At 65.7% G+C, this 14,335-nt stretch carries 14 protein-coding genes; 2 read left to right on the plus strand and 12 right to left on the minus strand.

What is annotated here, in order from left to right:
* Positions 1–53: 53 nt before the first annotated feature.
* Positions 54–1,397 (minus strand): TldD/PmbA family protein, encoded by a 1,344-nt coding sequence (locus VFO25_01645; GenBank protein ID HET9341603.1) that lies wholly within the window; start codon positions 1,395–1,397, stop codon positions 54–56.
* Positions 1,387–2,838 carry a TldD/PmbA family protein gene (locus VFO25_01650; protein ID HET9341604.1) on the minus strand — a complete coding sequence of 484 codons (1,452 nt, stop codon included), beginning with the start codon at positions 2,836–2,838 and terminating at the stop codon, positions 1,387–1,389. Before VFO25_01650 ends, VFO25_01645 begins: the two co-directional genes overlap by 11 nt.
* A 222-nt stretch (positions 2,839–3,060) precedes the next feature.
* Between VFO25_01650 and VFO25_01655 the strand changes: the two genes are divergently transcribed.
* Positions 3,061–3,843, plus strand: a complete 783-nt coding sequence (locus VFO25_01655; protein ID HET9341605.1) for an IclR family transcriptional regulator — start codon at positions 3,061–3,063, stop codon at positions 3,841–3,843.
* Between the two features lie 29 nt (positions 3,844–3,872).
* Positions 3,873–4,181, plus strand: coding sequence for a hypothetical protein (locus VFO25_01660; protein ID HET9341606.1), 309 nt, complete (start codon positions 3,873–3,875; stop codon positions 4,179–4,181).
* A 241-nt stretch (positions 4,182–4,422) separates the two neighbouring features.
* On the opposite strand, the gene VFO25_01665 is transcribed toward VFO25_01660, so the two are convergent.
* The 10 genes from VFO25_01665 to pstS (VFO25_01710) form a co-directional block, all read right to left on the minus strand.
* Positions 4,423–5,583 (minus strand): cystathionine gamma-synthase, encoded by a 1,161-nt coding sequence (locus VFO25_01665; GenBank protein ID HET9341607.1) that lies wholly within the window; start codon positions 5,581–5,583, stop codon positions 4,423–4,425.
* A gap of 9 nt (positions 5,584–5,592) precedes the next feature.
* Entirely contained in the window at positions 5,593–6,993 is a 1,401-nt protein-coding gene (locus VFO25_01670; protein ID HET9341608.1) for a cystathionine beta-synthase, read from the minus strand.
* Positions 6,990–7,772, minus strand: coding sequence for an ATP-binding cassette domain-containing protein (locus VFO25_01675; protein ID HET9341609.1), 783 nt, complete (start codon positions 7,770–7,772; stop codon positions 6,990–6,992). Before VFO25_01675 ends, VFO25_01670 begins: the two co-directional genes overlap by 4 nt.
* On the minus strand, positions 7,769–8,617 hold the full coding sequence (locus tag VFO25_01680; protein HET9341610.1) for an ABC transporter permease subunit: 849 nt from the start codon (positions 8,615–8,617) through the stop codon (positions 7,769–7,771). Before VFO25_01680 ends, VFO25_01675 begins: the two co-directional genes overlap by 4 nt.
* Positions 8,614–9,426, minus strand: coding sequence for a hypothetical protein (locus tag VFO25_01685; GenBank protein ID HET9341611.1), 813 nt, complete (start codon positions 9,424–9,426; stop codon positions 8,614–8,616). Before VFO25_01685 ends, VFO25_01680 begins: the two co-directional genes overlap by 4 nt.
* A 42-nt stretch (positions 9,427–9,468) precedes the next feature.
* Positions 9,469–10,539, minus strand: coding sequence for a phosphate ABC transporter substrate-binding protein PstS (gene pstS / locus VFO25_01690; protein ID HET9341612.1), 1,071 nt, complete (start codon positions 10,537–10,539; stop codon positions 9,469–9,471).
* 10 nt (positions 10,540–10,549) lie between these two features.
* Entirely contained in the window at positions 10,550–11,326 is a 777-nt protein-coding gene (gene pstB / locus VFO25_01695) for a phosphate ABC transporter ATP-binding protein PstB (GenBank protein ID HET9341613.1), read from the minus strand.
* A gap of 15 nt (positions 11,327–11,341) precedes the next feature.
* Positions 11,342–12,181: a phosphate ABC transporter permease PstA gene (gene pstA / locus VFO25_01700; GenBank protein HET9341614.1), complete on the minus strand. Its 840-nt coding sequence runs from the start codon at positions 12,179–12,181 to the stop codon at positions 11,342–11,344.
* A complete protein-coding gene (gene pstC / locus VFO25_01705; protein ID HET9341615.1) occupies positions 12,178–13,161 on the minus strand; it encodes a phosphate ABC transporter permease subunit PstC in 984 nt (327 codons plus the stop codon). Before pstC ends, pstA begins: the two co-directional genes overlap by 4 nt.
* Before the next feature lie 111 nt (positions 13,162–13,272).
* Positions 13,273–14,310: a phosphate ABC transporter substrate-binding protein PstS gene (gene pstS, locus VFO25_01710; GenBank protein ID HET9341616.1), complete on the minus strand. Its 1,038-nt coding sequence runs from the start codon at positions 14,308–14,310 to the stop codon at positions 13,273–13,275.
* Positions 14,311–14,335 lie beyond the last annotated feature (25 nt).

Raw genomic sequence — 14,335 nt, forward strand, 5'->3', positions numbered from 1 at the left:
GAGCTTAAACGATTTCGGATGATTTTTTGCCGCGCCATATGACGCGACGCGGATCAGAACGTCGTCGCGCTCGTGAAGTGAAAGCCGTCGATGCGGACTGCCGGCAATACCATGTTCTCGGATCGGACCAGCTCGCTGGCCAGCTCGCATCGCCCAAGCGCTTCGATGATCGATTCGTTGAAACGCATGTTCTTCAAGCCGCGCGTGATGACGCCGTGCTCGATGAGGAACACGCCGTCGCGCGTCATCCCGGTTATGAGCATCTTCTTCTGATCGACGAGCCTGATGTACCACGTGCGCGATACGAGCACGCCGTGTTCGACGCTGCGGACGAGCTCGGCGGTGCTATACGACCCGGGCTCGACGATGATGTTGAGCGGCAGCGGTCCGATCGAGTTGGGCGCGGGCAGCGCGTGCCCGGTGTTCGCGTGTCCGAGCTTGTGCGCGTAGTACGAGTCGTAGACGACCCCTTTTGCGACGCCCGCCTCGATGATCGGCACGCTCGTCCGGGCCATGCCTTCGAAGTCGATCGGAATGCCCGGGCTGAGCGGATGGGCGAAATCGTCGCGGATGGTGACGTTCTTCCCCATCACATGGTCGCCGATACGGCCGGCGAGGAACGACGAACCGTCGTCGAGCGATTGCGCGCCGAAGCCGGCCCACGAAAGGTAACCGAGGAACTCGCGAAACGCCGGCGGCTCGAGGATGACCGTGTAGGCGCCTGGGCCGAGCGGTTCGGGATCGCGGCCGTCGAGCACTTTCTTCGCAGCGATCGCGGCGAGCGCGTCGAAGTCGAGCTGTTCGAGCGAGCGCGCGAAGCCCTCGGCGTAACCTGACGAGTCGTCGCCGATCGCTTTGATGTTGACCGATGCGTCGGTCGATTCGAAGTACCGGCGAGTTCCTTTCGAGTTCGCGATCGCGATGGCGTCGCAGCGACTCGCGACGAACCCGGCGGCGTGGAGCTGATGATGCTGCATCGTCGCCGCGATCCGGCCGACGGCGGCCGCTCGATCGTCCGGTGAAGCCGAGGCCGTCGCGGCATCGTATGCGCCGGCGAGCGTTCGAGGCTCCGGCCCGCCTTCGGGCAGGCCGGGGAACATCGGATCCTCGGGCGACAGGCGGGCGATCGACGCCGCGCGCGCGAGCGTATCGGCGATCGCGCGGTCGTCCAGACGGCTCGTCGATGCGACGCCGACGCGTTTGCCCACCACCGCTCGGATGCTCAGCGACGCATCGCCTTCGATGACGTTCTCGTGGATCTCGTTGCGCGTATAACGCGTCAGCGCGGCCTCGGAGCGGCTGAAGATGACTTCGGTCTCGTCGACGTTCGATGCCGCGATGACGCCGGACAAGACGCTCGCGATCGCGTCCGGACCGGACGTGGTGTCAATCGCCATATCCGACTCCGACTTGGATACCGCGGAAGCGAGCCGGCGACGAGCCCTGCGACGACCGCGCCGTCTGCATCGGCTCGCCTTTGCCGCAGTTCGGCGTGCCCCAGGCGACCCAGCTCTTCGCGTCGCCGATCGCGTCGCACGCGCCCCAGAACGCCGGCGTCATCCCCGCGTACGTCGGGTTCTTCAGCATGCGCGTCTTCTTGCCGTCCTTGATCTCGTATCCGATCTCGCAGCCGAACTGGAAGTTGAGCCGCTTGTCGTCGATCGACCACGAGCGATTGCTTTCCATATAGATGCCGCTGCGGACGTCGCCGATCAGCTGCTCTTCGGGAACGTTTCCGGGCTCGAGGTTGACGTTCCCGATGCGGATCATCGGCAAGCGGCCCCAGTACTCGGAGCGGACGACGCCGCCGACCGGCACGTTCGCGACGTGCGCCGTGTCGCGGCCGGCCATGTAGCCGACGAGGACGCCGTGACGGATGAGATCCACCGACCGCGCCGGCGTGCCTTCATCGTCGTAGCCGTGCGTCGCGAGCGCGAGCGGACACGTCATGTCGCAGACGACGTTGACGAGGTCGTTGCCGTAGCGGAAGGTGCCGAGCTTGTCGAGCGTCGCGAACGATGTTCCGGAGAAGTTCGCCTCCCAGCCCATGACGCGGTCGAGCTCGAGCGCGTGGCCGATCGACTCGTGGATCTGAAGCGATACTTGGTCGCTCGAGAGCACGACGTCCATGTCGCCCGTCGGACATTGGTCTGCGGTGAGCAGCGCGACCGCTTCTTCGCCGATACGGCGGGCGTTTTCGAGCAGCTTCGCTTTGCGGACGATCTCGTAGCCGCCGGTCTGGTAAAGGCCGCAGGTGCCGGGGAAGGTGCGATCTTGCGCGTCGCCGTTGCCGACGGCGAGCGCGTGGACGGCGCTTCCGCATTGGAGGATCGTCTGCTCGATCAGGCTGCCCTCGGTGCTCGCGAACGTCTTGTCGTTGCGCCACACGTCGATCGAGGCTTTGCCGACGGTCACGCCTTTCGCTGCGCGAACTTCCTTTTCGACGTCGAGGAGGTAGCGGACGCGATCCTCGAGCGGCACCGTCGCTGGATCTATCTCGAACGGCGTGCGGTACGTGTCGACGAACTTCCCGGCGGGCGCGAGCGAAATGCCGCGGCCCTTCACCTTGGCGCTCGCGTCGGCGACTTCGACGGCTTTCGCCGCGACGCGGTCGATCTCGGCATCGCTGATGTCGGCGCTCGATGCGAAGCCCCATGCCCCGCCGCGCAAAACTCTGACGGAGAAACCGAAGCTCTCGCTGTCCGCAAAGCCGGACACGACGCCGTTGCGGACCTCGACGTGTTCGTCGTGCACCGCCCCGAATCGGACGTCCGCATAGTCCGCGCCTCGCGCGGTCGCCGTGTCGAGCGCCCGCTTCGCCTCAGCCTCGAATCGCACTCGAAAAAGACCCTCCATCATACGCGGCAGCCGGCGCGATCGCCGGCCAGCGGCCTCACCTTGGCGACGGCACCGAGAGCGCCCTTGCCGCAATTCTGCACGACAGTCCGGTACCGTCATCACGCGTGGCAAGACTCCGGCAAAGCATATGAGCAGCCGGTTATTCCACGTGCCGGGCCGGGCAAGCAGGCTACCTTTTCCGCGCCCTCCAAGGCTTGCGGCATGTTCACGCTGGAGAACGGCCGGCGCACTCGGGCGAACGCTTCCGTGCCCGCCGTGCTCAAGGCATTCCGGCTGCTCGATATCCTGAGCGAATCGCAGGAGCCGCTCGGCGTTTCCGAGCTAGCGCGCCGTCTAGCCATGGGCAAGAGCACCGTCTACGGACTCGTGACGACGCTCCACGACGTCGGCGCGATCGAAGCTGCGGACGGCGCCAAGCGCTACCGGATCGGTCGCGGACTGACCGCTCTGGCTATGCGCTCGGTCGCGCGTCAAGACGTCCGCTCGGCGGCGCGGCCCCACCTCGAGCGGCTTGCGGCCGAGACGGAGCAGACCACATTCCTCGGCCTCGTCGGCACTGACAGCGTGACGATCCTCGATCTCGTGCATGGCCGCCCGGCGATGGCGGTCTCGGCGCCGGTTGGATCCTCGATCCCGCTGCTCGCGGGCGCCGTCGGCAAGGCGGTTTTGGCAGCTTGGGAACCGCGGCGGCGCGCTCGATTCATCGCGCATACCGAGCTTCCTCGATTCACACCGCAGTCGGTCATCGACCGGAGCGCTTACTCACGCGCTGTGGACGAAGCGGAGCGGCGCGGTGCGGCGCTCGACGTCGACGAGTACGTCGACGGCATGCGTGCAGCGGCCTCAGCCGTCGTCGCACAGGATGGCAGATTGGCTGCCGTCGTCTGGGTCGCCGGCTTCGCGCGCCACATCGACGACACCAACCTCGAGAAGATCGCCGACGCGGTCGCCCGCGAAGCGCGCGCGATCGGCCGATCGCTCTGACGGCCTCACACAAGCTTTATGAATACACGTTGGAAGGCAAGACCTTTTGCGACGGCCTCGAGCCGTTCATCCTCCGCTTCTTTAGCTACGCGGAGCTGGCATCGGAATTCGGCGGCCACGCACTTCTTTACGATGGCACCGCGGACCAACATTACGTCGGCTTATGGGGCAAGAAGAAAGTCTCTCGTTTTCGACGCCTGATGCGCGAGCGCGGTGCGCAATTTGAACTCGTTCGCCTAAGCTCGCCGGTTCGCGAGGTCCGATCCTACTCAAAGACATACAGCGCGTATCATGAGGCTCGGTTGGCGCGTAGCCGCCACGCGTGGATGTCGCTCTAAGCGGGCGTTCTGAGATGGCGAAAGCCATCGAAGACAGCGGCGAACAGGTAAATATTTCCCGATTCGCCGCGTGCCCGCGAGAGCGACATCCTCGCGGGGCGGCGTTCTGTATGGCATGGCCGCGGCGGTCGAGATAAATCTCGACCGCTCCCAGCCGAGCTTCGCTCGGCCTACTACAAATACGTACGGAGAAGGGCCGCGGCGGTCGAGATAAATCTCGACCGCTCCCCTATAGATCGCGTCAGATAGCGGCGAGGGTTCGCGACGCGTTGATCGCCTGTTCGACGTCGCCGATTATATCCGCCTGCGATTCGATGCCGACCGATAGCCGCAACAACCCTTCGGTGACGCCGCGCTCGTCGCGGACCTCTTTCGGAATCGAGCCGTGCGTCATGCTCGCGGGATGGCAGATGAGCGACTCGACGCCGCCGAGGCTTTCAGCGAGCGAGAACACCTTCGTCTTCGAAGCGAACGCATGGGCGCGCTGGGATCCGCCGCGCAGCACGAACGAGACCATTCCGCCGAAGCCGCGCATCTGGCGCTTGGCAAGATCGTGCTGGGGGTGCGACACGAGCCCAGGATAGTACAGCCGCTCGACGTCTTCGTGGCCGTCGAGGTAAGCGACGAGCGCACGCGCGTTGTGCTCGTGCTCGCGCATCCGGATCGCCAAGGTCTTGGCACCGCGCAGCGTCAGGAAGCAATCGAACGGGCCCGGCACTCCGCCGACCGCGTTCTGGTGGAACTTGATGACGTCGTGGATCGCCTTGTCGTTGCAGGCGGCGAATCCGCCGACGGCGTCCGAATGGCCGCCGATATATTTCGTCGTCGAGTGGACGACGATATCGGCGCCGAGGTCGAGCGGATTTTGAAGATAGGGCGTCGCGAACGTGTTGTCGACCGCCGTGAGCGCGCCGTGCGCGCGGGCGATCGCCGCGATCTCCGCGATGTCGGCCAGCTTGAGCAGCGGGTTCGTCGGCGACTCGAGCCAGACCATCCGTGTCGACGGCTGCATGGCTCGTTGGATGTTGAGCGGATCGGACGCGTCGACGTACGTGAACGTCAGGCCGTAGCGCGCGAAGACCTTATCGAAGAGCCTGAACGTGCCGCCGTAGAGATCGTCGGTGACGACCGCATGGTCGCCCGACGACAACAGATTCATGACGGCGGACGTCGCGGCCATGCCGCTCGCGAAGCTCGACCCGAAGCGCGCGTTCTCGAGCGACGCGAGGCAGGCTTCAAGCGCGACGCGGGTCGGGTTGATCGTCCGCGAGTAGTCGAAGCCTTTGTGGACGCCGGGCGCCGCTTGAGTGTACGTCGAGGTCTGGAAGATCGGCACGATCGTCGCGCCGGTGATGGGCTCGGCTTCTTGTCCGACGTGGATAGCCTTGGTCGCGAAATCCATTTGCGCAGCCTAATTTCCGGAGAGGTAGGTGATGATGTCCATCTTCGTGAGAACGCCGACGGGCGTGCCGCCCGCTGCGACGACGACGGCCGAGTGGCCGAGCGAGAGCGCCTTGTACGCCTGTTCGACTTCGGCGTCGTCCCCGAGAACCGGGAACGGCTGGCCCATGACTTCGCGGACCTCGGCATGGACGATGTCGGAGCGGTCGTAGATGAGCTGCATGACCGCCACTTCGTTGACGCTGCCGACGAGTTCGCCGCCGTCGACGACGGGTATCTGCGATATCTGGAACTCGCGCATGAGCTCGACCGCCCGCTTGACGGCGTCGGTCGGCGCGACGGTGATCATCGTCGGCACGGCGCCTTTCGTCCGCAGCACTTGGCCGACGGTCGCCCGGTGGCCGCCTTCTCCGAGGAATCCGTTGGCACGCATCCACTCGTCGTTGAAGATCTTCGACATATAGCCACGGCCGTTGTCGGGGAGCAGCACGACCATGACGGCATCGGACGGTAGTTCCCGCGCGACGCGCATCGCCGCGACGCATGCCGTACCCGACGATCCGCCGACGAGCAGACCTTCCTCGCGGCAGATGCGGCGCGCCATCAAGAACGAGTCCTTGTCCGAAACGCGCTCGATCCGATCGATGGCCTTCAGATCGACGGTCGCGGGCAAGAAGTCTTCGCCGATCCCTTCGACCTTGTACGATTTCGCCGTATCGCCCGAATAGATCGAACCCTCCGGATCTGCGCCGACGACGATGATATCGGGCTTGCGCTTCCGCAAGTAGTGCGCGACGCCGGAGATCGTTCCACCGGTCCCGATGCCGCTCACGTAGTGCGTGATCTTGCCGGCGGTCTGCTCCCAGATCTCAGGGCCTGTGGTCTTCTCGTGCGCTGCGGGGTTGGTGGGATTCGCGAACTGGTTCGGCTGAAACGCACCGGGGATCTCGCTCGCGAGTTTTGCCGAAACGCCGTAATACGACTCGGGGCTGCTCGCCGGGACCTTCGTCGGCGTGATGACGACTTCGGCGCCGTAGGCGCGCAGCAAGCGGATCTTCTCCTCGCTCACTTTGTCGGGCATGACGAGGATGCAGCGGTAGCCTTTGATCGCGGCCACCATCGCAAGGCCCGTGCCCGTGTTGCCCGAGGTGGCCTCGACGATCGTGCCGCCCGGTTTGAGCTGACCCCGCTCTTCAGCCTCGCGGACCATCTCGAGCGCGGGCCTGTCTTTCACCGAGCCTGCCGGATTGACGTACTCGACCTTCGCGAGCACGAGACAGCTTGCGCCATCGGTGACGCGGCGCAGCTTTACGAGCGGCGTGTTGCCGACGACGTCGAGCGCCGAATCGTAGTAACGCATCCCGTCGTCGCGCATCGGCCCGAGCCGCGACGGTGCCGGCTCCGTCTTCACGACCAAGCCCTCCCTGCGAGAAAGTCTTCCGTCCGCGAATCTGTCGGACGGTTGAAGATGGCGAGCGTCTCGCCGGATTCGGCGATCTCGCCGTTCACCATGTAGAAGGTAAGATCCGACAAGCGCGCCGCTTGGTGCAAGTCGTTCGTCGCGATGAGGATCGTGAAGTCGCGACGCAGCCGGAAGATGACATCGTCCAGCTGCTGCGAGGCGACCGGGTCGAGTTTCGCAGCCGGATCGTCGAAGAGGAGAACCTCAGGACCGACTGCGAGCGCGCGCGCGATGCAGATCCGCTGCTGCCAATCGAGCGGCAGCGAGAGCGCGTCCTCGTGGAGCTGCTTCTGCAGCGAGTCCCAGAGCATCACTTGTCGGAGCGCGCGTTCGGCCGCCCCGTCGAGCGTGCGCTCTTCGCTCACGCCTTTGGCGCGCAAGCCGAAGACAACATTCTCGTACGCCGTCAGCGGCAGGGTCGCGGGCTCGCCGAATATCATCCCCATCCGGCGGCGGAGCGCCGGCACGTCGGTCGTCGACCCGAGAACCTCCGCGCCGTCGATCTTCACGCTGCCTTCAACGCGTGCCGACGGATCGAGATCGTGAAGACGGTTGAGGGCGCGCAAGATAGCCGAGCGCCCCGACCCGGTCGCGCCGATGAGAGCGACGGTCTTGCGATCGGCGACGTCGAGGCTGATGCCGCGTACCGCGTGGCGCTTGTCGAACCAGACGTGCAGATCGCGGACTTCGAGCTTGGTCTCGACGCTTGTGGGGTGGTCGGGCGTCATCTCGCCGCTCCGCTTCTACGCCGGCCCTGCAGCAACCGTGCGGCAAAACGGAACGCGACGATGATCGTCACGAGAAGCAACGTCTCGGTCGCGACCGGCGCGCCGGCGCCAGGGCCTGTTTCCGGCGCCGTCAAGCGGCGCCAGAGATCGAGCGTGACCGGAGCCAGCGGCGTCCCTGCATAGTTGAGGACTGTCACGACGATCGTCGTCTCGCCGAACATCCTGCCGGCGGTGGCGAGCAAAGCTCCGGCGATCGTCGGTACGGCTCGCGGCATGATGACGTTGAGGAACGCTGTGTGCGGAGCGGCTCCGGCGGCGATCGCCGCAAGCCTGAAGCGGTCCGGAACCTCCCGCACCCCTGCGAGGATCCGCCGCGTCAGCATCGGGAGGTTCAGCGCGGCGAGCGCGATGGCTGCGATCACGATGCCTTGCCCCGAAAACGTCGGCATCTGTCCGCCGCGGACGCCGAACCAAAGCGCCGCCGCGCCGATCGCGATCGCGGGCGTCATCGGTCCGACGCGCAGCGATGTCGTCAACCAGCGCGTCGTCGGCCCGCCGAGTTCCACGTCGTAGCCGGCGGCGGCGGCGAGAAATGCAGGCACGATGACGAGCGGCAGCGCGATGCCGAGGATGTACCCGCTTCCGATGAGCGAGCGCGTGAGGTCGAAGCCGACGGGCGAGGCCGATGCGGCTTTCAATCCTTGCCAGCCCTCGACGGCGAGAACGGCGATGAACGCGGCGGCGAGCGCGACGGCGAGCGTGCCGCTCAGCCATATCGCGATGCCTTGGACGAGGGATGCGAATGCGCGTCCGCTCCTATCTCGCCTCGCACGTGCGGCGCTCATGCCCATTGGGGTCCGCCTACTTCGCGTCCGACGGCGAGCACGCAGGCCGCTGCGATGCAGAGCAAGACGAGCGCCGCTACATAATAGGATGGATCAGCGGCGGGCGGCCCGAGCGCGAGCCTCGAGAAGACGGTCGCGGCAGCAGTCGGCACCGCGCGGACGCCCGCATGTGAGAGCGCGACGAAGAGCACCTGCATCGCGGTCGCCTCTCCGATCGAGCGAGCGAACGCCGCCAGTCCGGCGATGGCGATCCGCCGGCGAAGAGCCGGAACGACGACGAGCGTCGCCGTCTGCAGTTTCGTCGCACCGGCGGCGGCTGACGCGAATCGGACGGAATTGGGCACGCGTCGAAGGCCTCGCATGACGAGCGCGCATGCGGTCGGCGCCGTCATCACCGCGAGGATGGCGGCCGCCACGGCGTAGGGAGTCACGAAGCCGATCGGATGCGCCGCTGCCGCCGGTACGATGATCGTCGCAGCGAGCCAGCCGAACGCGACCGACGGGATAGCGCCGAAGAAGCCGATCGCGCCTTCGATCGTCCGGCGCACCGAAGTCGAGGCGAGCTCTTCAGCAGCGAACGCCGCGCCCGCCCCAAGCGCGCTGCCGACCGATGCGGCGACGATGCTCACGACGATCGTCGACGCCGCGACCGCGATCCAGCCGGAGAATTCGACCCGTCCGTTCGATTCGAACGTCAACGTTATTGCTGCCCACACGAGCAAGCCGATGACGACGATGGGCATCAGGGCGACGATCGCGGCGCAAAGTTTGCAGCACGCGGCGAACAGACGCTCCGAGACGGATGGCATCGCGGGCGGCTTTGCCCCGTTCGCTCGCCGCCCCTTGTCGGTCTACAATGTCGTGCAGGGGCCGATGGCGGTATTCGCGCGTTCGCTCACCGCCGTCGGAATGTCGACGTAGTCGATTCCCGTCGCGAGTTTTTGGCCGTCGGTCTCGATCCAGTGGAAGAGCGAGCACAGCGCGCCTTGTTTCGCCGGGTCCGGGTAGTGCTTGTAGAGCAGCGCCCACGTGTAGCCGGCGATCGGATACGCGCCTTTGCCCGATGCGTTGACGATCGAGAAGTCGGAAGAGTCGACCGCGGGCTTCGTCGTGGCGGCAGCGCGGACCGACGCGATCGACGGCGCGACCGCTGCGCCGCTTGCGTTGACGATCGAAGCATACGTCATCTGCGTCTCGAGCGCGTAGGCGAGCTCGACGTAGCCGATCGCGCCGGGCGTGTTTTTGATCTGGCCTGCGACGCCTTCGTTGCCTTTCATGCCGACCGACGACGCTGCCGTCGGCCACGATATCGTCTTCGACTTCCCGACGCTCGTCTTCCACCCGGCGCTCACCGCGCTCAAGTAGTCGGTGAAGATGTACGTCGTACCGCTCGCGTCGGCCCGATGGACGACGAGGATCGGCAGGCTCGGAAGCTTCGCGGACGGGTTGAGCTTAGCGATGCGGGGATCGTTCCACGTCTTCACCGTGCCGAGATAGATCGACGCGAGCACGTCCGGCGAGAGGACGAGACCGGACGAGACGCCGGGAACGTCGTACGCGATGGCGACGCCGCCGAGCGCGACCGGGATCTCGACGATCGACTTACGACCGCCTTCCAGGGCGGACAGGTCCTTCGCGCTCATCGGAACGTCGGTCGCGCCGAAGTCGACCGTGTGCGCGGTGAACTGTTGGATGCCGCCGCCGGACCCGATCGATTGATAGTTGATGGTCACGCCCGGATTCGCTTTTTGATATGCGTCGAAAGCGCGCGAGAAGAACGGATACACGAACGTCGACCCCGCGCCGACGAGCGTCATCGATGCCCCGGTGGTCGCCGGCGAGCCGTTCTGACCGCTCGGCTGACCGGTGCACGCTGCGAGAACGACGAGGAACCCAAGGGCGGCTATCCGAGCTGCCTTCATGACGTATCTCCTAGCCGAAACGGCCGGTGATGTAATCTTCCGTGCGTTTGTCCTGGGGCGTCGTGAATATCTTCGAGGAGACGTCGAACTCGATCAGTTCGCCGGGTGCGGCTTCGCCGGCGAGCATGAAGCCTGTGAAGTCGGAGACGCGCGCCGCTTGCTGCATGTTGTGCGTGACGATGACGATGGTGAAGTCGGTTTTGATCTCGCGCATGAGATCCTCGATCTTCATCGTCGAGATCGGATCGAGCGCCGACGCGGGCTCGTCCATGAGTAGGACTTCCGGTTCGACGGCGAGCGCGCGCGCGATGCAGAGACGTTGCTGCTGGCCGCCGGAAAGCGAGGTGCCCGGGCGGTGGAGGATGTCTTTCACCTCATCCCACAACGCGGCGCGGCGGAGGCTGCGCTCGGCTATCTCGGCGAGCGCGCCGCGATCGGAGACGCCGCCCGCCAGCCGCACGCCCGCGAGCACGTTGTCGGCGATCGACATCGTCGGGAACGGGTTCGGCCTTTGGAAGACCATGCCGACCCGCCGCCGCAGACTCGTCGTGTCGACGCCCGGGTCGTAGACGTTCGACCCGTCGAGCATCACATGGCCTTTGACCGATGTGTTCGCGATGACTTCGTGCATGCGGTTCAGGCAGCGCAACAGGGTCGACTTGCCGCATCCCGACGGACCGATGAGCGCGGTGATCGACTTCGGGCGGAACGTCATCGTGACGTCGTGGATCGCGCAGTGGCTGCCGTAGAACGCGCTGAGGCGATCCGTCCGCAGTTCTTGCTTCATCGCTTCGTCGCCGTCTTATCGAGCAAGGCGGCTCCGGAACGCGACGCGCGCGGCGAGGTTGAGCGCGAAGACGAGCGCGATGAGGACGAGCGCGCCGCCCCACGCGGTCTGCTGCCAATCCTTGTACGGCGAGATCGCGTATTGGAAGATGACGAGCGGGAGAGCGGCGATCGGGTGCGTGAGGCCGACGCTCCACTGCGGATTGCCGAATGCGGTGAAGAGCAGCGGCGCCGATTCCCCGGCGACACGCGCGATCGCGAGCAGCACGCCCGTGATGATGCCCGGCCGCGCGACCGGAACCGTGACGAGCAGGGTCGCCTTCCATGCCGGGATGCCGAGCGCGAGCGCACCTTCGCGGATCGTATGCGGCACGAGCCGTACCGCTTCTTCCGTCGTGCGCACGATGATCGGCAGCATGATGATGCCGAGCGCGACCGATGCGGAGACGGCGGAGAACTGGCGCGCGGGCAGGACGACGAGCGCATACGCGAAGACGCCGATCGCGATCGACGGTACGCCCGTGAGCACGTCGCTGAGGAAGCGCACGCTCGCGGCGACGCGGCCGCGACCGAAAAGCGCGAGATAGACGCCGGCTGCGGTCCCTATCGGCACGGCCGCAAGGGATGCTAGTGCGATGATCTCCACGGAGCCGAGGATCGCGTTCGCAACGCCGCCGCCGGGGATGCCGACGGGCCGCGGGATCTGCGTGAAGAAGGTCGGACGAAGCGCTCCCGCTCCTTTGCTCAGCACGTACAAGACGATGATCGCGAGCAGGAGCGCGGCGATGCCGGCGCACGCCGCCGCGACGAAGATCATGAACGCGCTCCACGCGTTACGGACGGCGAGTCTGTTCATACGACGCGCGTGCCTTTCGGCGACACGCTCCACACGAGCGCTCGAGCGATGACGTTGACGACGATGCTCATGCCGAACAGCAGCAGGCCGATCTCGATGAGCATCGCCACATACGTCTGGCCGGTCGCTTCGGTGAACTCGTTCGCCAGCACGCTCGCCATCGTGTATGCAGGCCTGAAGAGCGAGGCGCTGACCGCGGGCGTGTTGCCGATGACCATGACGACCGCCATCGCCTCGCCCATCGCTCGGCCGAGCGCGAGCACGAGAGCGCCGATGACGCCCTGACGCGCGTAGGGGAGCACCGCCTTCGTCAACATCTCCCAGCGCGTCGCGCCGAGCGCGAGCATTGCTTCACGCTGATCGTTCGGCACCGCCGCGAAGACGTCGCGCGCGATCGCCGCGACCGTCGGCAGGATCATGATAGAAAGGAGGACGCCGCCAGTGAGCATGCCGATCCCGAGCGGCGGCCCTTGGAATAACGGAAGGAAACCGAGCCACTTCCCGAGGGCCGGCTGGATGACGGTGCGCATGACCGGCGCGAGCACGAAAAGTCCCCATAGGCCGTAAACGACGCTCGGCACGGCTGCGAGCAACTCGACGAGCATCGATACAGGCCCGGCCAGACGTTTAGGCGCGAGCTCGGATAGGAAGAGCGCGACGGCGATCCCCATCGGACCGGCAAGCGCGAGCGCGATGATCGACGTGACGACGGTGCCGAACGCAAAGGAGAGGACGCCGTACTGATTGTCGCTCGGGCTCCATGCGAGCGTCGCCGCCTTGAATCCGATCGTCGTCACGGCCGGCCACGACGCTTTCACGAGCACCGCGAGCAGACCGCACACGACGATCAGGATGATCCACGCCGAGCCGAGGAGCAGTCCGGAGAAGATGCGGTCGGCGAGGTGCGACCCCGCGCGCTCGCTCGTCTCGACGCGGCGTGCCATCCTGAACGAAACGAGATCGGCGCTGTCTTGCGACATCAATTTCTCTGCCGAGCTCGCTCGGCGACTGCGACTTCGTCCGGAAGAGTCGAGGCGTTGCGGGACCCAGTTTTCTCGCCCGAGGCCGCCCCGCCTCCGGGAGTCAGTTCGTCAAGAATGGATCGTCGCGAGCGCTTTTTCCGCCAGCGCTTGGACGTTGTCGGGTAACGCGACGTACTTGACGTTCACCGCGTACGCTTGTCCCGACGTCACGACCCACTTGAAGAGGTCGACGAGCTGCTTGCCACGGTCGGGATCTCCCTGGTTGCGCCAGAGCATGACCCACGAATAGCCGCAGATCGGATAGCTGTCGGCGCCGGGCTGATTCACGATCGAGAAGTCGTCCGAGTTGACGTTCGGCTTTTGCGCCGCGGCGGCGCGGACGCTGTCGAGCGTCGGAACGACGAACTTGCCGTCCTGGTTCTGCAGCGCCGCGTAAGGGATGTCGTTCTCGAGCGCGTACGCGAGCTCGATATAACCGATCGAGCCCGGCGTGTTTTGGATCTGACCGGCGACGCCTTCGTTGCCCTTCATGCCGACCGAGGATGGTGCGGGCCAACTCACGGACTTCGACGTGCCGATCTGGCTCTTCCATTGCGAGCTGATGCGGCTCAGGTAGTCGGTGAAGATGTACGTCGTTCCGCTCGAATCCGCACGGTGAACGACGATGATCGGCAGGTTCGGGATGTTCGCGCCCGGGTTGAGCGACGTGATCGCCGGATCGTTCCAGACGCTGATCTTCCCGAGGAAAATGCTCGCGAGGACGCTCGACGAGAGGTGCAGGTGGGCGGGTGCGCCGGTCACGTTGTAGGCGATCGCGACCCCACCGAGGGTGACCGGGAATTCGACGACGGCGCCATTCGCGTCTTTGGCGGCCTTCATCTCGGTCGGGTTGAGCGGCACGTCGCTGGCTCCGAAGTCGACCGTGCGGGCGGTGAACTGCTGGATGCCGCCGCCGGACCCGATCGACTGGTAGTTTACCGTGATGTCCGGGTGGTCGCTCTTATATTGGAAGAAAGCGCGCGAGAAGAACGGGTTGTCGAAGGTCGACCCGGCGCCGACGATCTGGGTGTCGGCAAGCGCGAGGGACCCGGTCCCGAGCACTGCGCATGCGAGCGCGACGGCTGCAGCCCGGTGGATGCTTTTCAACGTTCACTCCTGTTGGGACGGCATG

It is taken from the genome of Candidatus Eremiobacteraceae bacterium (genome assembly GCA_035710745.1).
Classification (GTDB): domain Bacteria; phylum Vulcanimicrobiota; class Vulcanimicrobiia; order Eremiobacterales; family Eremiobacteraceae; genus JANWLL01.